At 63.3% G+C, this 17,149-nt stretch carries 17 protein-coding genes; 6 read left to right on the top strand and 11 right to left on the bottom strand.

All coding sequences use genetic code 11. The features are described from left to right. Nucleotides 1-65 precede the first annotated feature (65 nt). From rpsO to AC0NIH_RS00075, 3 genes are all read left to right on the top strand, one after another. Nucleotides 66-440: a 30S ribosomal protein S15 gene (gene rpsO, locus AC0NIH_RS00085; protein WP_280940350.1), complete on the top strand. Its 375-nt coding sequence runs from the start codon at nucleotides 66-68 to the stop codon at nucleotides 438-440. A 277-nt stretch (nucleotides 441-717) separates the two neighbouring features. Beyond that, nucleotides 718-2,865 carry a polyribonucleotide nucleotidyltransferase gene (gene pnp, locus AC0NIH_RS00080; protein ID WP_023779451.1) on the top strand — a complete coding sequence of 716 codons (2,148 nt, stop codon included), beginning with the start codon at nucleotides 718-720 and terminating at the stop codon, nucleotides 2,863-2,865. 69 nt (nucleotides 2,866-2,934) lie between these two features. Continuing rightward, nucleotides 2,935-3,948: a class I SAM-dependent methyltransferase gene (locus AC0NIH_RS00075; protein WP_473463285.1), complete on the top strand. Its 1,014-nt coding sequence runs from the start codon at nucleotides 2,935-2,937 to the stop codon at nucleotides 3,946-3,948. Nucleotides 3,949-3,966: 18 nt separating this feature from the next. On the opposite strand, the gene AC0NIH_RS00070 is transcribed toward AC0NIH_RS00075, so the two are convergent. The 4 genes from AC0NIH_RS00070 to fabA form a co-directional block, all read right to left on the bottom strand. Then, nucleotides 3,967-5,511, bottom strand: a complete 1,545-nt coding sequence (locus AC0NIH_RS00070) for a putative bifunctional diguanylate cyclase/phosphodiesterase (protein WP_473463283.1) — start codon at nucleotides 5,509-5,511, stop codon at nucleotides 3,967-3,969. A gap of 128 nt (nucleotides 5,512-5,639) precedes the next feature. Continuing rightward, a complete protein-coding gene (fabI, locus tag AC0NIH_RS00065) occupies nucleotides 5,640-6,452 on the bottom strand; it encodes an enoyl-ACP reductase FabI (protein ID WP_473463281.1) in 813 nt (270 codons plus the stop codon). Between the two features lie 51 nt (nucleotides 6,453-6,503). Then, on the bottom strand, nucleotides 6,504-7,724 hold the full coding sequence (fabB, locus tag AC0NIH_RS00060) for a beta-ketoacyl-ACP synthase I (RefSeq protein ID WP_023766968.1): 1,221 nt from the start codon (nucleotides 7,722-7,724) through the stop codon (nucleotides 6,504-6,506). A gap of 49 nt (nucleotides 7,725-7,773) precedes the next feature. After that, nucleotides 7,774-8,289: a 3-hydroxyacyl-[acyl-carrier-protein] dehydratase FabA gene (gene fabA, locus AC0NIH_RS00055; RefSeq protein WP_023766967.1), complete on the bottom strand. Its 516-nt coding sequence runs from the start codon at nucleotides 8,287-8,289 to the stop codon at nucleotides 7,774-7,776. A gap of 241 nt (nucleotides 8,290-8,530) precedes the next feature. Here fabA and irrA point away from each other — a divergent pair, with 241 nt between their 5' ends. Further along, the gene (irrA, locus tag AC0NIH_RS00050; protein WP_013891257.1) at nucleotides 8,531-8,998 is read left to right on the top strand and encodes an iron response transcriptional regulator IrrA; all 468 of its coding nucleotides are present in this window, start codon (nucleotides 8,531-8,533) and stop codon (nucleotides 8,996-8,998) included. A 22-nt stretch (nucleotides 8,999-9,020) separates the two neighbouring features. Next, the gene (locus tag AC0NIH_RS00045) at nucleotides 9,021-9,401 is read left to right on the top strand and encodes a DUF4260 domain-containing protein (RefSeq protein ID WP_473463279.1); all 381 of its coding nucleotides are present in this window, start codon (nucleotides 9,021-9,023) and stop codon (nucleotides 9,399-9,401) included. Here AC0NIH_RS00045 and AC0NIH_RS00040 read toward each other — a convergent pair. After that, a complete protein-coding gene (locus AC0NIH_RS00040; RefSeq protein ID WP_023779457.1) occupies nucleotides 9,391-9,951 on the bottom strand; it encodes an SH3 domain-containing protein in 561 nt (186 codons plus the stop codon). The two genes, AC0NIH_RS00045 and AC0NIH_RS00040, sit on opposite strands and share 11 nt — an antisense overlap. Before the next feature lie 148 nt (nucleotides 9,952-10,099). Between AC0NIH_RS00040 and AC0NIH_RS00035 the strand changes: the two genes are divergently transcribed. Beyond that, a complete protein-coding gene (locus AC0NIH_RS00035) occupies nucleotides 10,100-11,101 on the top strand; it encodes a 2-hydroxyacid dehydrogenase (RefSeq protein WP_023766963.1) in 1,002 nt (333 codons plus the stop codon). On the opposite strand, the gene AC0NIH_RS00030 is transcribed toward AC0NIH_RS00035, so the two are convergent. From AC0NIH_RS00030 to dnaA, 6 genes are all read right to left on the bottom strand, one after another. Next, entirely contained in the window at nucleotides 11,091-11,678 is a 588-nt protein-coding gene (locus AC0NIH_RS00030) for a GNAT family N-acetyltransferase (RefSeq protein ID WP_023779458.1), read from the bottom strand. The genes AC0NIH_RS00035 and AC0NIH_RS00030 overlap by 11 nt on opposite strands. After that, nucleotides 11,675-12,163: a GNAT family N-acetyltransferase gene (locus AC0NIH_RS00025; protein WP_473463276.1), complete on the bottom strand. Its 489-nt coding sequence runs from the start codon at nucleotides 12,161-12,163 to the stop codon at nucleotides 11,675-11,677. Before AC0NIH_RS00025 ends, AC0NIH_RS00030 begins: the two co-directional genes overlap by 4 nt. Before the next feature lie 2 nt (nucleotides 12,164-12,165). Beyond that, nucleotides 12,166-12,918 (bottom strand): molybdopterin-synthase adenylyltransferase MoeB, encoded by a 753-nt coding sequence (locus tag AC0NIH_RS00020; RefSeq protein WP_473463274.1) that lies wholly within the window; start codon nucleotides 12,916-12,918, stop codon nucleotides 12,166-12,168. Between the two features lie 53 nt (nucleotides 12,919-12,971). Then, complete coding sequence (recF, locus tag AC0NIH_RS00015) at nucleotides 12,972-14,105, bottom strand: DNA replication/repair protein RecF (RefSeq protein ID WP_473463272.1); 1,134 nt, start codon at nucleotides 14,103-14,105, stop codon at nucleotides 12,972-12,974. Nucleotides 14,106-14,180: 75 nt separating this feature from the next. Beyond that, nucleotides 14,181-15,299, bottom strand: coding sequence for a DNA polymerase III subunit beta (gene dnaN / locus AC0NIH_RS00010; protein WP_010913340.1), 1,119 nt, complete (start codon nucleotides 15,297-15,299; stop codon nucleotides 14,181-14,183). A 305-nt stretch (nucleotides 15,300-15,604) separates the two neighbouring features. Beyond that, complete coding sequence (gene dnaA / locus AC0NIH_RS00005; RefSeq protein ID WP_352701545.1) at nucleotides 15,605-17,149, bottom strand: chromosomal replication initiator protein DnaA; 1,545 nt, start codon at nucleotides 17,147-17,149, stop codon at nucleotides 15,605-15,607.

Below are 17,149 nucleotides of genomic sequence, written 5' to 3'. Positions count from 1 at the left end.
TTGCCATTTGGGCTGGAAAAGCCGGCTTGTGAATTGGGCTGGTGTTTTCCGGGGAATTGCACTATATGCGCCGCAGCATAGCGCCACGACGCTTTGCTTGCACCGGCCCCTGCTGGACGACATCCCGGCTGAGGGCGACCCGTTTCCTCGAACAGATAAGGAAAAGCACGATGTCGATTACTGCCGAGCGCAAACAGGAATTGATGGGTGAATTCGCAACCGCCAAGGGCGATACCGGTTCTCCGGAAGTCCAGGTGGCCATCCTTTCCGAGCGCATCAAGAACCTGACCGATCACTTCAAGGACCACAAGAAGGATAACCATTCCCGCCGTGGTCTGCTCGCTCTCGTCTCCCAGCGCCGCAGCCTGCTTGATTATCTCAAGCGCAAGGACGACGCGCGCTACCAGACGTTGATCGAGAAGCTCGGTCTGCGCCGTTGACGAATTGACTGGCGGGCTTTCCTCGGAAAGCCCGCCAGTCGCGCATTCTGCCAGTCTTATGGATTGGCCAGACCCGGTTTCGAGCGCGCAGAGGGCCACTCGAAACCGCCCATGGACGGTCATGGGGCAGGATTGCAGGACGCTCGCGCGCTCACCGCGCTGAAACCACCCGAGCTTCCCGTTGTCTTGCCCGTGGCTGCCCGAGAAAGGAAGCCAGGGAAAGGGCATCCGCGCACCGTGAAACGGCGCGGCCCTTTCCGCTTATTAAGGACAAGATATGTTCAACCACCACAAAGTGGAAATCGAATGGGGCGGCCGTCCGCTCATCCTCGAAACCGGCAAGATCGCGCGCCAGGCTGATGGCGCCGTGCTCGCCACCTACGGCGAGACCAAGGTTCTGGCCACCGTCGTTTCGATGAAGGAACCGAAGCCCGGCCTCGATTTCTTCCCGCTGACTGTCAACTATCAGGAAAAGACCTATGCCGCCGGCAAGATCCCGGGCGGCTATTTCAAGCGTGAGGGCCGTCCGAGCGAGAAGGAAACGCTGGTTTCCCGCCTCATCGACCGCCCGATCCGCCCGCTCTTCGCCGACGGTTACAAGAACGACACGCAGATCGTCGTCACCGTGGTCCAGCATGACCTCGAGAACGATCCGGACATCCTGTCCATCGTCGCCACCTCGGCCGCGCTGACCCTGTCGGGCGTTCCCTTCATGGGACCGGTTGGCGGTGCCCGCGTTGGTTACATCAACGGCGAATACGTTCTCAACCCGCACATCGACGAGATGCAGGAATCCAAGCTCGACCTCGTCGTCGCCGGCACTGCCGACGCCGTGCTGATGGTTGAGTCCGAGGCCAAGGAACTTGGCGAAGAGCTGATGCTCGGCGCCGTCATGTTCGGTCACAGGGGCTTCCAGCCGGTCATCGACGCCATCATCAAGCTGGCCGAGGTCGCCGCCAAGGAGCCGCGCGATTTCACGGCGCCGGACTATTCCGTGCTCGAAGCCGAGATGCTGAAGATCGTTGGTGACGAGCTCAGCAACGCCTACAAGAACGTCGACAAGCAGAAGCGCTACGCCGCCGTCGATGCCGTCAAGGCAAAGGTCAAGGCAGCCTTCGCTCCGGCCGAAGGCGAAGAGGCCAAGTACACGTCCGAGCAGATCGGTTCGGTGTTCAAGGAACTGCAGGCCAAGGTCGTGCGCTGGAACATCCTCGACACTGGCTCGCGCATCGATGGCCGTGATCTGAAGACGGTTCGCAAGATCGTTTCCGAAGTCGGCGTGCTGCCGCGCACCCACGGTTCGGCGCTGTTCACCCGCGGTGAGACCCAGGCGCTGGTCGTCGCCACGCTCGGCACCGGCGAGGACGAGCAGTATGTCGATTCGCTGACCGGCATGTACAAGGAGAAGTTCCTCCTTCACTACAACTTCCCTCCCTATTCCGTCGGTGAGACCGGCCGCATGGGTTCGCCGGGCCGCCGCGAAATCGGCCACGGCAAGCTCGCCTGGCGCGCCATCCGCCCGATGCTGCCGAGCGCCGATCAGTTCCCCTACACGCTGCGCGTCGTCTCCGAGATCACCGAGTCCAACGGCTCGTCCTCGATGGCCACCGTCTGCGGCACCTCGCTGGCGCTGATGGATGCCGGCGTTCCGCTGGCCAAGCCCGTCGCCGGTATCGCCATGGGCCTGATCAAGGAAGGCGAGCGCTTCGCCGTTCTGTCCGACATCCTGGGTGACGAAGATCACCTCGGCGATATGGACTTCAAGGTCGCCGGCACCACCAGCGGCATCACCTCGCTGCAGATGGATATCAAGATCGAAGGCATCACCGAGGAGATCATGAAGATCGCGCTGGACCAGGCCAAGGATGGCCGCCAGCACATTCTCGGCGAAATGGCTCATGCCCTGACCGGTGCCCGTCCCGAGCTCGGTGAGTTCGCGCCGCGCATCGAGGTGATGCACATCCCGACCGACAAGATCCGCGACGTCATCGGCTCGGGCGGCAAGGTCATCCGCGAGATCGTCGAGAAGACCGGCGCCAAGATCAACATCGAGGACGACGGCACGGTCAAGATCGCTTCCTCGAACGCCAAGGAGATCGAGGCGGCGAAGAAGTGGATCCACACCATCGTCGCCGAGCCGGAAGTCGGCGAAATCTACGAAGGCACGGTCGTCAAGACCGCTGACTTCGGCGCCTTCGTCAACTTCTTCGGTCCCCGCGACGGCCTGGTCCACATCTCCCAGCTCGCCAACGAGCGCGTTGCCAAGACCTCCGACGTCGTCAAGGAAGGCGACAAGGTCTGGGTCAAGCTGATGGGTTTCGACGAGCGCGGCAAGGTCCGCCTCTCGATGAAGGTCGTCGACCAGGCCTCGGGCAAGGAAATCGTCCGCGACAAGAAGTCCGAAGGCGAAGAAGACGCCGCCTGAGCGGTCTGACAGGAAAATCGAAGCGGGCGCGGCTTATGTCGCGCCCGCTTTCGTTTATGGAGCAAAGGCATGTCCGCTGAGGCGCTGAAGACGCTGTTCCATCCGTTCGAGGCCGAGGCCATCGCTCTGCCGCCAGAGAATGAGCGCATGCTCTTCCTCGGCGCCGAGCCTGGCCTGCGGCTGCCGCAGGGTTTCGAGGCCGCGCTGCATGTCGTGCAGGGCTTCCGCCCGCATTTCCGCGCGTTGCAGGCGGCGAAATTCACGGTTACGCCGCAACCGGAGGGCGACGGTTTCGATGCCGCGCTGGTGCTCGCCGGCCGCCATCGCGGGCAGAACGAGCTGCGCATCGCGGAAGCGCTGGAGCGCGTGGTGCCGGGCGGATCGATCGTCGTTGCCGGCGGCAAGGATGACGGCATCGCCAGCCTGCGCAAGCGTATCGACGAGCTTGTGCCGCTCGACGGCCATATGCCGAAATATCACGGCATCGCCTTCTGGCTGCGCCGTCCTGGCGATCCGGCGGCCGCACAAGAGTTGCGTGCCGCCAATCCCGTCTTGCTGGTTGAAGGCCGGTTCCACACCGCGCCCGGCATGTTCTCCTTTGATCGGATCGACGCCGGCTCGAAACTGTTGGTGGATAATTTGCCCGGCGATCTGCGTGGCAACATCGCCGATTTCTGTGCCGGCTGGGGTTATGTGGCGGCGGAAGTCGCTTCACGGTACCCTGGCATAACGGCGCTTGACCTCTACGAGGCGGATTTCGCGGCGCTGGAGGCGGCCAAGCGCAATCTCGGCGCGGCGGCCTTTGTGCCGGGTTTCTTCTGGACGGATCTGCTCGCCGAACCGGTCGAGCGCCGCTATGACGCCATCGTCATGAACCCGCCCTTCCATCGCGCCCGTGCGGCTGAGCCGGAAATCGGCGCCGGCATGATCCATGCGGCAGGCAAGGCGTTGAAGCCAGGCGGGCGGCTGTTCATGGTCGCCAATCGCCAGCTGCCTTACGAGCCGGTTCTCAAGGCCGCCTTCTCCAGCCACGCTGAACTTGCCCGCAACGGTATGTTCAAGGTGTTGTCCGCGCGTCGCTGAAACGATGCGAGGTTGCGTTCAATGCAGACTGGCGACGCGCCGGACTTCATCGGTGGCGTGGGCGTCACCCATGCTGAACTTGAGCGGAGCCGGCCGGCCGAACAAATAGCCTTGCACGACTTCGCAGCCAGCCGCCCGCAGCAGCGTCGCCTGGCTCTCGGTCTCGACGCCTTCGGCGATGATGCTGACGCCGAGTGCACGCGAGAGCCCGACAATGGTCGAGACGACCGCGCCCGAGCTGGAATCGGTGTCGATGCGGCTGACGAAGGAACGGTCGATCTTGAGCTTGCCGAACGAGAAGTCGATGAGGTAGCTGAGGTTCGAATAACCGGTGCCGAAATCATCGACGGCGACCGAAATGCCCATTTCGGCCAGCTCTTTCAGGATGGCGGCTGCACGGTCGCGATCCTGCATCATCGCCGTCTCGGTGACTTCCAGTTCCAGCCGTGACGGCTTGATACCTGTGGCCCGCATCGTGTCGCGAACGATACCGACGAAGTCCTTGGTCATGAACTGGACCGGCGAGATGTTGACGGCGACGAAGCAGTCGTCCGGCAGATGGCGGGCGTCGCTGCAGGCTTTGCGCAGAACCCATTCACCGATCGGATTGATCATCCCGGTTTCCTCGGCGATCTGGATGAACTCCATGGGCGGGATCATGCCGCGTTCGGGGTGGTTCCAGCGGATCAGGGCTTCATAGCCGACGATGCGGCCGGTCGGCAGATCGAGCTGCGGCTGGTAGTGAAGGTCGAAATCCCCGCGTTCGAAAGCAGTGTGCAGCTCGGATTCGACCCATTGGCGATAATCGGCGACACGCCCCATCTCGCTGTCGAAGACCGACCAGTTGCCGACGCCGCTGGCGCGCGCATTCTGCAGCGCCAGGTTGGAGCGGCGCAGGATAAGCACCGGATCGACGCCATCCTTGGGCATGGCCACGATACCCACCGACAGGCTCACCGATTGCTGATGGCTGCTGAGTTCATAGGGCTCCATCATCTCGTCGAGGAGCCTTTCGACCATGCTTTCCATCGTTCCCGGGATCTGATGGTCGGGCAGCAGCACCGCGAACTCGCCGGCACCGATGCGCCCGATCAGGGAGCGTGCGGGCACGCAGCTCTGCAGCCGCTTGGTGAAGGCGCGGATCAGCTCGTCGCCCTGTGTATAGCCGATCGCGTCGTTGATCTGCTTGAAGCGGTCGATGTCGATGTCGATCAGGAACACCGGTTCGCCGGTCCGGCTTGTCGTGCAGGCCGCCTCGGCGATCTTGCCGACCATCGCCGGGCGCCCCAGCAGCCCTGTCAGCTTGTCGAAATGGGTTTCGTTGAAGACGAAATCCGCCGATTCATCGACGCCGGCGAAGAAGGACATTGCCGCCACCGACGCCGCCAGCGCGCAAAGCGCAGCCATGATCGCGACCATCATGTCCGCCGATATGCCGGCAAACCCACCGCCGAGGCCGTACTTGAGACCCCAGATGCCAAGGACGAAACTGCCAATACCCGAACTTGCTATCGTGAGCAGTCGGAACACTGGTGTTCGCTTCGGATCGCTGACGGCAGGCATTAAAAATCCCCAGACTGCGGGACTCTATAGCGGAAACCTTCTTAAAATGAGTTGCCGCGAATGCGTCCAATTTTACTGGAGAGCATCTTTTTTACTGAAGGCACTTCGGCTCAAGGCAAGGCGACGCTTCAGTCGCGCGTGCCATCCGTCTGCTTCAACTCGTCGAGCGTCGGCATCGAGACGATGTGGTAGCCTGAATCGACATAGTGGATTTCGCCGGTGACGCCCGAGGAGAGGTCCGACAACAAATACAGCGCCGAGCCGCCGACCTCGTCGATGGTCACCGTGCGACGCAGCGGCGAGTTGCGCTGCTGGTAGGAGAACATGTGGCGGGCGTCCGAAATACCGGCGCCGGCGAGCGTGCGCACCGGTCCCGCCGAGATGCCGTTCACCCGGATGCCGCGCGGGCCGTAATCATTGGCGAGGTAGCGCACGCTGGCCTCGAGTCCCGCTTTGGCGACACCCATGACATTATAGTTCGGCATGACGCGGACCGAGCCGGCATAGGTCAGCGTGATCATCGACCCGCCATCGTTCATCAACGCGGCCGCATGGCGGGCGATCTCGGTAAAGGAATAGCAGGAGATCACCATGGTGCGGACGAAGTTGTCGCGGCTGGTGTCCGCGTAGAGACCCTTAAGCTCATTCTTGTCGGAAAAGCCGATGGCATGAACGACGAAGTCGAGCCCGCCCCATTCCTTGTTAAGTATCTCGAATGTGGCGGCGACCGAAGCGCTGTCCTCGACATCGCAGGAAACGACAAGTGCGGCGCCGAGCTTGTCGGCAAGCGGTTTGACCCGGCGGCCGAAGGCCTCGCCCTGGTAGGTGAAGGCGAGTTCCGCGCCATGCTCGGACAGCTTCTTGGCAATGCCCCAGGCGATCGAATGATCGTTGGCGACGCCCATGACAAGCCCGCGCTTGCCCTTCATCAGTCCGTTCATGGCCGCCAAATCCTTATTTAAAATTGCTGGCCTTGTACAAAGACAATGGCCCTATGCGGAATAGCGCTGGAAAACGAGCGTCGCGTTGGTTCCACCGAAACCGAAGGAATTCGACAGAACGGTGTCGATCTTGGCATTGTCGATGCGCTTTCGCACGATCGGCATACCCTCGAATTCAGGATCGAGCGTCTCGATATGGGCGCTCTCGCCGATGAAGCCGCCTTGCATCATTAGGATCGAATAGATGGATTCCTGCACACCGGCCGCGCCCAGCGAATGGCCGGTCAGCGATTTCGTCGAGGTGATGAACGGCATCTTCTCGCCGAACACTTCGCGGATCGCGCCCATTTCCTTGGAATCGCCCACCGGCGTCGAGGTGCCGTGGGTGTTGATGTAGTCGACCGGCGTGGAAACCGTCGACAGCGCCTGGCGCATGCAACGGACGGCGCCTTCGCCTGACGGCGCGACCATGTCGTAACCGTCAGAGGTCGCGCCGTAGCCGACGATTTCGGCGTAGATCTTGGCGCCGCGCGCCTTGGCGTGCTCCAGCTCTTCCAGTACCAGCACGCCGGCACCGCCGGCAATGACGAAGCCGTCGCGATTGACATCATAAGCGCGCGAGGCGGTCGATGCCTTGTCGTTGAACTTGGACGACATGGCGCCCATGGCGTCGAACAGGTCCGACATCGTCCAGTCGAGATCCTCATGGCCGCCGGCAAAGACCATGTCCTGCTTGCCCCACTGGATCAGTTCGTAGCCATTGCCGATGCAATGCGCCGAGGTCGAGCAGGCCGACGAGATCGAATAGTTGACGCCGTGGATCTTGAACCATGTGGCCAAGGTGGCCGACGCGGTCGACGACATCGCTTTCGGCACCGCGAACGGGCCGATGCGCTTGGGACTGCCGTTCTTGAGCGTGGTTTCGGCCGCCTCCACGATGGTGCGGGTGGAAGGCCCGCCCGAGCCCATGACAATGCCGGTGCGTTCATTGGTGACGTCGTCCTCGCCAAGGCCCGCATCCGCGATCGCCTGGTCCATGGCGACGTGGTTCCAGGCCGCGCCCTGCGACAGGAAGCGCATCGCGCGGCGGTCGATCATGGCGGACGGGTCGAGCGTCGGCGCTCCCCAGACCTGGCAGCGGAAGCCGTGCTCGGCGAAGGAATCGGAGAAGCTGATGCCGGATCTGGCGTCATGCAGCGAGGTCTGCACCTCGTTGGCATTGTTTCCGATCGACGACACGATGCCGATGCCTGTGACTACGACACGTCTCATTCGCAACTCCTTCCAGGGATGCTGGCCAGTGGATCGGCCAGGGCTGCGGTCAAGCGACCGCCGACTGCTTGGACAGACCGACTTTCAGGTCCGTCGCCGCATATATGGGCTCGCCATCCGCCTTCATCCAGCCATCGGCGATGCCCAGGACCAGCCGGCCGCGCATCACGCGCTTGAAATCAACGCCATATTCGACCTTCTTCACCGATGGGGTGACCATGCCCTTGAACTTGACCTCACCGGTCGACAGCGCCATTCCCTTGCCGGGTTCGCCGAGCCAGCCGAGGTAGAAGCCGGTCAACTGCCACAGGGCGTCGAGGCCGAGGCATCCTGGCATGATCGGATTGCCGATGAAGTGACAGGCGAAGAACCAAAGATCCGGCTTGATGTCGAATTCCGCGCGGATGAAACCCTTGTCGAAGGCACCGCCCGTTTCACTGATCTCGGTGATGCGGTCGAACATCAGCATGGGGGGGTAGGGCAGCTGGGCATTGCCCTCTCCGAACAGCTCGCCGCGGGCGCAGGCCAGCAATTCGTCGTAGTCGTAGCTGGATTTACCCGCCATCAATCTCATCCCCATTCGTCCGGGCGGTAACGCGCCCTTGTCGTCGGTGTCCTAACACAATCTGTTTCAGGCCGGAAACCGGCGTTTGCGCTTAACCCGCCAGTCTGCCCGGGTCAATGCGCGCTATTGATCGCATTCCGGCGACAGAATATATGTCAACAGGGGTCCGGTTTCGGCAGACATTCATTTTTTTGCCATTCTGGGCGTGTCTTGAAGCGGGACTGTGAGCTTGGAAGACCAGATGGACCGGGGCTGCCGGAAGGAAAATGTCGCTGTGGACAAGCGGGTACGTGAAGCCGGCCTGAGGCCGACGCGTCAGCGCATCGCGCTGGCCGACCTGCTCTTCGCCAAGGGCGACCGCCATTTGTCGGCCGAGGAACTGCATGAGGAGGCGCTGGCCGCCGGCGTGCCGGTATCGCTGGCCACCGTCTACAACGCGCTTCACCAGTTCACCCAGGCGGGGCTGCTGCGCATCCTCGCCGTCGAGGGCGCGAAAACCTATTTCGACACCAACACTTCCGACCACCACCATTTCTACATCGAGGGCGAAAACCGGATTTTCGACATCGCCAACGGCCCGGTGACGGTCACCAACCTGCCTGACCCGCCCGAGGGCATGGAAATCGCCAATGTCGATATCGTGGTGAGGCTGCGTCCCAAGCGCCAGGAATCACCGGCAGGGCCAGAACAGTCGGCGAAGCCAGAATAATCCGCTTGGCCGGGCAATCGGAATGAAACCCCTCGACCTGATAATCCGGCTCGAATGGGCCGTCGTGGCGGTGGCCGCTATTGTCTTCTACGCTTTGTCGGGCATTTCCTGGTGGCTCTTTGCCGTGCTTATCCTGGCGCCGGATCTGTCGATGCTCGGCTACCTCGGCGGGCCGCGCCTTGGCGCGATAGCCTACAACGCCTTGCACATGCTGATCGCACCGGTGCTTCTGCTGCTCGCCGGCCACCTGCTGGGCAATGCGGCCGCCATCGCGGTCGCGCTGATCTGGATCGCCCACATCGCAATCGACCGTGCCTTAGGCTACGGCCTCAAGCTGTCGACCGGCTTTCAGGATACTCATCTCGGCCGCATCGGGCGCAAACCGGAGACGTTCAGTCCTTGACCCGCTCGCCGGGATAGGCGCCCCACACCGCCGACTGGGCGAGCCAGCCGGTGTGGCCGCCAAGCGTCATTTCGCACCATTGGCCGTCGCAGGACTTGATCGTACCCATGACGCCCGGCTCGACGATCGCTATCACCCTGGCGTCCTTGTCCGGGCTGTTCAGAAGGTTGATCTGGGCACCCTTGCCGCGCTGCCAGGGCGCAATGATCGCGGTGCGCCGGCCAGAAAGCAGCGACTGGTTGATCCATCCTTCCGAACCGTCGGCATCACGCACGCGCCGCCACGTATCGAACTCCTGGATGATCTCCATCGGCAGGCCGGCCTTCATATACATCCAGTCGACCGAGTAATTGGCCCCCGGGCCGACGCGCGAGTTGACGCGGCCGGATTTCAGGCTGACGAATCGCGGCAGCGGCAGGCCGCTCGGCCCAAGCGTGACGGCGCCCTGGGCGGGTGCGGCCGCGCCCTGCGCCGCCGCGAGCGGAGAATAGAGGAGAGTGCCGAGAAATGCTGCGCTGAGGACCAGGCGAAGCGACGCGAAACCAGACACTTTCGTTCCTTTCGGCGCCGGCCTGATGGCTGCTGCGCCCCTTTTTCTTTGTCTTCGGCGGCACCGCTTGTTACATGGGTAAATCGGCTACCGCGACCGGCTTTCAGTTTCGCCGGTCTTGGTTAAAGAGGTCTCAACGAGGGAAACAATGCCAGGCAAAAAGAAGCCTCTCGTGGTCATCACGCGAAAGCTGCCCGACCCGGTCGAGACCCGTATGCGCGAACTGTTCGACGCGAGGCTGAATGTCGAGGACCGGCCGATGACGCAGCCGGAACTGGTTGCCGCGGTCAAGGAAGCCGACGTTCTGGTGCCGACCGTGACCGACCAGATCGACGCCGCACTGATCGCCCAGGCTGGCGACAACCTCAAACTGATCGCCAATTTCGGCAACGGCGTCGACAAGATCGACGTGGCGGCGGCGGCCAAGAAGGGCATCACGGTCACCAACACGCCCAACGTGCTCACCGAAGATACCGCCGACATGACCATGGCGCTGATGCTGGCGGTGCCGCGCCGGCTGGCGGAAGGCGCCAACGTGCTGACCGGCGACAAGAAATGGGCCGGCTGGTCGCCAACCTGGATGCTTGGCCGGCGCATCTGGGGCAAGCGGCTGGGCATTGTCGGCATGGGCCGCATCGGCACGGCCGTGGCGAGGCGGGCCAAGGCTTTCGGCCTTTCCATCCACTATCACAACCGCCATCGCGTGCTGCCGGCCGTCGAGGACGGGCTGGAGGCGACCTATTGGGAGAGCCTCGACCAGATGCTGGCCCGTATGGACATCATCTCGGTCAATTGCCCGTCGACGCCAGCCACCTTTCATCTCCTGTCGGCGCGGCGGCTGGCCTTGCTGCAGCCGACGGCCTATATCGTCAACACCGCGCGCGGCGACATCATCGATGAGGAAGCGCTGGTCAAACTGATCCAGGACGGCAAGATCGCCGGCGCCGGCCTCGACGTCTACGAGCACGAGCCGGCGCTCAATGGCAAGCTGCTCAAGCTTGCCGCCAGGAACAAGGTCGTGCTGTTGCCGCATATGGGCTCGGCAACGCTGGAGGGTCGTATCGACATGGGCGAGAAGGTCATCATCAACATCCGGGCATTCGTCGACGGCCATAGACCGCCGGATCGCGTGCTGCCGCTCAGGACGTAGTCAAGTCGCGTTTCATCATCAGCCATTCGCGCGGCCCGCTCCTGCCGCCATAGGCAACCCAGGGAAGTCTGTCGGCAACGGCAAACCCCAGCCTTTCGTAGACGGAAATGGCCGGCAGGTTTGTGTCCTCGACGACCAGGCACAGGCCTTTTGCCCCAGCAACGCCAGCCAGTTCGCCCGCTCGCGAAAGTAAGCCGGTGGCAAGTCCTCTGCCACGGAACTCGGAATAGACGGCAACCGCAAGGACTGACCAGTAGCCGGCGAGCCTGGTTTCCAGCGTAACGAGCGGCATCAGCGCCGGTGACACCTCGATGGCATGATCTTGATTGTGCGAAAGCATCTCTCCGACCAAGCCGCCGGCGATGGTGCCATCGACTTCGACAAGATGCGCCTTGGAAAAATGATAGGGCGAACCGGCGTCTGCGGATGCCGCGCGCCGGGCCGCTTCAAGGACCGCATGGTCGTCCCCGCTGCTGTTCATCCAGCTCTCGAGATCGATGCCATGTCCGGCAATATCCACGATCGCGGCGACGTGTAACGCATCGTTCCTTTGTGCCGGACGGATGTGCACGCTCATGAAACACTCTTTCGCATGGTGAGCGAGGTCGGCCTGCTGTAGCCCTCATGCGCCGTCCGTTCGGTCTCGTGAAAGCCGAGGCGGGCAAAGGCGGCGTGATTGGCGGTGAGCTCGATCCGCGTCTGAAGCTCCAGCGCCGTCTTGCCGCGGTCGAGCGCAAGAATTTCGACCGCCCGCATCAGCCGCCGGCCAATGCCTTGCCCCTGCCGGTCCGGCGCGACGGCGAGCTTGCCGACATAGAAGTCGTCAGCCCTTTCGACGGCAAAGACGCAGCCGATGATCCTGTCGCCGTCGAGAGCCACGAAGCCGGTCTCCAGGCGAGCCTTGTCGCGCAGGGAATCGACGGTGAGCCGGTGAGCCGATGACGGCGGGTCGATGACGCCGTCCATGAAGGTGAAGGCGCGCATGATGAGTGCGAGCACGTCATCCCAGCGGTCGAAGTCGGCCGGGATTCGGGTAATCGAGGGCGCCGCGGTCCGCGCCAAGGTCAACTTCTCTTGTAGCGGATCGTTTCGAAGCGCGCGGCGAGCGCATCGTAGAGCAGCAGCCGGCCAACGAGCGGCTCGCCGATGCCGGTGATCAGCTTAATCGCCTCCATCGCCTGCAACGTGCCGACTACGCCGGTCAACGCACCAAGCACTCCGGCCTCGGCGCAGGACGGCACTAGGCCCGGTGGCGGGGCTTCCGGGAACAGATCGCGATAGCCGGGGTTCGGCTTGCCGTCCTTGCCGTCCTCGAAAGGCTTCAGCACGGTCACCGAGCCGTCGAAACGACCGACGGCGGCATGCACCAGGGGCTTGCGCTCGCTCGCGGAGGCATCGGCCACCACGTAACGGGTTTCGAAATTGTCGGAACCGTCGACGACCATGTCATAGCGAGCGACCAGGGCGGGGGCGTTGTCCGCGGTCAGCCGGAATGTGTGCGTCTCGACAGCGGTGTGAGGATTGATGCGGGCGACTGCGGCCTCGGCGCTATGGGTTTTCAGCACGCCGACCGTATCGGTGCCGTGAATGACCTGTCGTTGCAGGTTGGACAGCGAGACGGTGTCGTCGTCGACAATGCCGAGCGTACCGACGCCGGCTGCCGCGAGATATTCGAGCACCGGCGCGCCCAAGCCGCCGGCGCCGATCACCAAGACCCGCGCTTGCTTGAGCTTCTGCTGGCCGGCGCCGCCGACCTCCGGCAGTACGATGTGCCGGGCATAGCGTTCGATCTCGTCGGCGGTGAGCGGGGTGGTCATATCAGGACCATATAGCGGCCGAAAAATCTTGACGACATCCATGCAACAAAAATCTAGACGGTTGGCCCAACCATGCCGTGGTCGACCGTCAGGAACTGCGCGCGCCCCTGCAGGCTGGAGAACAGCGCCGCATCGGTCCCCGTCATGAAAGCCTGGCAGTTCAACTCCTCCAGGATCGAAAACAGCGCCGCGCGCCTTCCGCCGTCGAGGTGTGCTGCGATCTCGTCGAGCAGCAGGATCGGCGTCATCCCGGACATCTCGCCGGTCAGCCGCGCGTGCGACAGCACGATGCCGACCAGCAATGCCTTCTGCTCGCCGGTCGAGCAGAGCTCGGCCGGCATCGCCTTCGGCCGGTGCCGGACCAGGAGGTCCGAACGGTGCGGGCCCTCAAGCGTGCGCCCGGCGGCGCGGTCGCGGTCACGGCCATCGGCAAGCGCCCGCCGGAACCGCTCCTCGACATCGACCGCCGGCGTGCCGGCGATCTCGGCTTCCAGATCGCCTGCGAGGCCGATATCGGCCTGCGGGAACGGCCCGCTGTCGGGCAGCCTATCGATCATGGCGGCCAACAGGCGCACCAGCTCGGCGCGTGCCGCGGCGATGGCGACCCCGGTCTCGGCCATCTGAATCTCGATCGCCTCGAACCAGCGGTCGTCCCGCGAATTTTCGGTAAGCAGGCGGTTACGGCCCCGCATCGCCTTCTCGTAATCGAGGGCGCGCTGGCCATGGCCGGGATCGATCGCCAGCACCAATCTGTCGAGAAAGCGCCGGCGATCCGCGGCCGGCCCGGTGAACAATGCATCCATGGCCGGCGTCAGCCACACGATGCGCAGCCATTCCAGCATGTCCTCGGCCGACCGCGCGGTGGCGCCGTTGATACGCACCCGCCTGCCGCCCTCGCTGTCACCGCCCGAAATGCCGGTGCCGATCTCGACCTGGCCGTCGGGTCCGTCGAGCCTTGCGTGCAGTGCAAAGCCGCCGTCCCCGCCCGCGCGCGCGACATCGGCGTAGGGAGCACGGCGCAGGCCACGCCCGGGCGTCAGAAAGGAAATCGCTTCGAGGAGATTGGTCTTGCCGGCACCGTTGTCGCCGGAAAAGACCACCGCGCCTGGCGTGAGATCGATGGCCAGCGCCGCATAATTGCGGAAATTAGTAAGTGTAAGCTTACTTATATGGGTTTGTCCTGGCAACCGCTATCCGCCTATAGAAGTCGCCGCAACATAGCTTTCGTTGCCGGCCGTGCCGCGAGGCAGCCGCCGCGCGGGCTATACCCGCATCGGCATCAGCACGTAAAGCGCGGTCTCGTCGGCCATGTCGTGGATCAACGTCGGCGAACCGGCATCGGCCAGCATGAATTTCGCTTCCGTACCGGTCAGCTGCGCGGCGACATCGAGCAGATACTTGGCATTGAAGCCGATCTCGATCGGGTCCGACGAGTAGTCCGCCGCCAGTTCTTCCGTGGCACTGCCTGAATCCGGATTGTTGACCGCGAGCGTCACCTGGCCTTCGCTGATCGAAAGCTTCACCGCGCGGCCGCGTTCGGAGGAAATGGTCGAGACGCGGTCGACTGCGGCGGCAAAGCTCTGGCGGTCGAGGATCAGCTTCTTGTCGTTGCCGGTCGGAATGACCCGCTGATAATCCGGGAAGGTGCCGTCGATCAGCTTCGAGGTCAGGACGACGCTGCCGATGGTGAAGCGGATCTTGGTGTCCGACAGTTCGGTGGTCACGGCGACATCCGGGTCGTCGACCAGCTTCTGCAGCTCGCTCACCGTCTTGCGCGGAATGATGATGCCCGGCATGCCCTCGGAGCCAGCCGGCGCGTCGATCTCGGCGCGCGCCAGGCGGTGGCCGTCGGTTGCCACCGAGCGCAGCTTCAGCTTGCCGCCGACCTCATGCGTGTGCAGGTAGATGCCGTTGAGATAGTAGCGCGTCTCCTCGGTGGAAATGGCGAACTGGGTCTTCTCGATCAGGCCCTTCAGGGCAACCGAATCGAGACGGAAAATATGCGAGAAGGATCCGGCCGATAGTTCGGGAAAATCGGATTGCGGCAGGCACTGCAGGCGGAAGCTCGAGCGGCCGGACGTCACCGTCATGGCGTTGCCGTCCTCATCCGTCTTCAGCATCACCTCGGCGCCGTCGGAAAGCTTGCGCACGATATCGTAGAGCAGGTGCGCGGGAACCGTCGTCGCCCCGCCGCGCTCGACCTTGGCCGGCGTCGCTTCCGTCACCTCCAGGTCAAGGTCGGTGGCCTTCATTTCGAGGCTTGCGCCTTCGGCGCTGAGCAGCACGTTGGACAGGATCGGTATGGTGTTGCGCCGTTCGACCACGCGGTGGACGTGGTTGAGCGACTTCAGGAGATTGGACCGTTCCAGGATAACACGCATGACGAAACAGGCTCGCTTGAAAGGATGAGCGGGTCTCCGGCTGGCGGCGCCCCGCGAAAGGTCTGAACAGGCTCAGAATCTGCGTAAACTGACAGGAAAAAGCCTGCAAACGCAAGCCCGCGCGACCGGTTCGGGCCGGCCGTGCGGCCTTTCTGGGGATAAAGGGTACGAAGACCGCCAGCCGCCGGGCAGAATCGGGAATTCGGATCGTCTCCAGGCAATGCCGCGCGCCCGTTCCGGACCCATGGCATTGCAAGCAAGTCATTGAATTCCAGCGCGGTTTTGGCTTGCCTGTCCCGGATCGGTCAGGCCTGGTCGTTGATCAGGCGCCGCAGCAGCTCGAGTTCCTGCGCCAGCGTGTTGTCATTGCCGGACAGATCCTCGATCTTGCGCACGGCGTGCAGCACCGTGGTGTGGTCGCGTCCGCCGAAACGCCGTCCGATTTCGGGCAGTGAACGCGGCGTCATCACCTTTGACAGGTACATGGCGACCTGCCGCGGCTTGACGATGGTGCGCGTGCGCCGGTTGGACAGCAATTCGGTCTTCGACACGTTGTAGTGGCGCGCCACGATGCGCTGGATGTCCTCGATCCGGACCCGCTTCGGTTCGCCGGTGCGATAGATGTGGCCCAGGATCTCGTCGATGCGGTCGATGGTGATCTGCGGCTCGAACGACTGACGGAACAGCAGCTGATTGAAGGCGCCTTCCAGTTCGCGGCCGCTGCCGGTCACGGTGCGGGCGACGTGGTTGAGGATTTCCTCCGAGATGTCGAGCGATGCGTCGTCGACTCTGGCGGTGGCCAGGCGCAGTTTGAGCATGCCGAGGCGCATGGCGAAATCGGGCGCCGACATTTCGAGCGCGACGCCGCCGTTGAGACGCGAGCGCACCCGCGGTTCGAGCGATTCCAGTTCCGACGGCGGCCGGTCGGCGGCAACGACCACTTGCTTGGCGCTGTCGAGCAGCATGTTGATCAGATGGCAGAATTCGTGCTGGATCGACTTGCCCTGCAGGAACTGCATGTCGTCGATGATCAAGAGATCGATGTCGCGCAACTGTTCCTTGAGCGTCAGTGCATTGTTGTCACGGATCGCGGTGGCAAAGCGCCACATGAAATACTCGGCCGTCAAATAGACGACGCGTGATTTGGGGTTCTGCTTCAGGGATTCCGCGGCGATTGCTTGCAGCAGATGGGTTTTGCCGAGCCCGACGGTCGCGTGCAGGAAAAGCGGATTGAAGCGCACCGCGCTCGATTGCGATTCCGCCACGGCCTTGGCGGCGGCGAAGGCCACCCGGTTCGACGGCCCCTCGATGAACGAGCCGAACGTGTAGCGCGGGTCAAGCGGCGATCCCAGCACATTGTGGCGGAATTCGCTCTCGATCGCGGCGCCGGGGCGCGGCACCGGCGACCGCTCGATCCGGCCAGGGCTCACGGTGCCGGCGGCCAGCGCCGTCTGCGTCTGCCGCGTCATCTTGCGCACTGGCGCCAGTTCCGGCTCGGCATGGCTGCGCCCCTGGCGGGTGGCCGTGCGCACGATGATTTCGATCTTGAGGAGGTCGGCATCCTCCTGCTTCCACAGTTCGGAGATCAGGTCGAGATAATGGCCATTGATCCAGGAGCGCAGGAAGGCGGTGGGCACCGAGATGCGGATAATGCCCTTGGAGGCCTCCGCGACCTTCATGCGGCCGAACCAGCTCGAATAGACCTCGGCTCCCAGACGCGCCTTCAACTGGGCCTTGACCCGGTCGAACTTCTGTTCCGCGTCGCTGGAGACCGCCATGCCGTTTGCTCCAATCAAAGTTCCAGGAAATGGAAGGTCGCCCGTAAGCTCCCTTTCGACGCCGCTCTGCAT

It is taken from the genome of Mesorhizobium sp. WSM1386 (assembly GCF_055901595.1).
This window is presented reverse-complemented; position numbering and strand designations above follow the sequence as displayed.

What these genes read in the sequence shown, in the direction of transcription:
- rpsO (WP_280940350.1), top strand. Translation starts at nt 66, where the DNA reads ATGCGCCGCAGCATAGCGCCACGACGCTTTGCTTGCACCGGCCCCTGC.
- pnp (WP_023779451.1), top strand. Translation starts at nt 718, where the DNA reads ATGTTCAACCACCACAAAGTGGAAATCGAATGGGGCGGCCGTCCGCTC.
- AC0NIH_RS00075 (WP_473463285.1), top strand. Translation starts at nt 2,935, where the DNA reads ATGTCCGCTGAGGCGCTGAAGACGCTGTTCCATCCGTTCGAGGCCGAG.
- AC0NIH_RS00070 (WP_473463283.1), bottom strand. Translation starts at nt 5,511, where the DNA reads ATGCCTGCCGTCAGCGATCCGAAGCGAACACCAGTGTTCCGACTGCTC.
- fabI (WP_473463281.1), bottom strand. Translation starts at nt 6,452, where the DNA reads ATGAACGGACTGATGAAGGGCAAGCGCGGGCTTGTCATGGGCGTCGCC.
- fabB (WP_023766968.1), bottom strand. Translation starts at nt 7,724, where the DNA reads ATGAGACGTGTCGTAGTCACAGGCATCGGCATCGTGTCGTCGATCGGA.
- fabA (WP_023766967.1), bottom strand. Translation starts at nt 8,289, where the DNA reads ATGGCGGGTAAATCCAGCTACGACTACGACGAATTGCTGGCCTGCGCC.
- irrA (WP_013891257.1), top strand. Translation starts at nt 8,531, where the DNA reads ATGGACCGGGGCTGCCGGAAGGAAAATGTCGCTGTGGACAAGCGGGTA.
- AC0NIH_RS00045 (WP_473463279.1), top strand. Translation starts at nt 9,021, where the DNA reads ATGAAACCCCTCGACCTGATAATCCGGCTCGAATGGGCCGTCGTGGCG.
- AC0NIH_RS00035 (WP_023766963.1), top strand. Translation starts at nt 10,100, where the DNA reads ATGCCAGGCAAAAAGAAGCCTCTCGTGGTCATCACGCGAAAGCTGCCC.
- AC0NIH_RS00030 (WP_023779458.1), bottom strand. Translation starts at nt 11,678, where the DNA reads ATGAGCGTGCACATCCGTCCGGCACAAAGGAACGATGCGTTACACGTC.
- AC0NIH_RS00020 (WP_473463274.1), bottom strand. Translation starts at nt 12,918, where the DNA reads ATGACCACCCCGCTCACCGCCGACGAGATCGAACGCTATGCCCGGCAC.
- dnaN (WP_010913340.1), bottom strand. Translation starts at nt 15,299, where the DNA reads ATGCGTGTTATCCTGGAACGGTCCAATCTCCTGAAGTCGCTCAACCAC.
- dnaA (WP_352701545.1), bottom strand. Translation starts at nt 17,149, where the DNA reads ATGCAGAGCGGCGTCGAAAGGGAGCTTACGGGCGACCTTCCATTTCCT.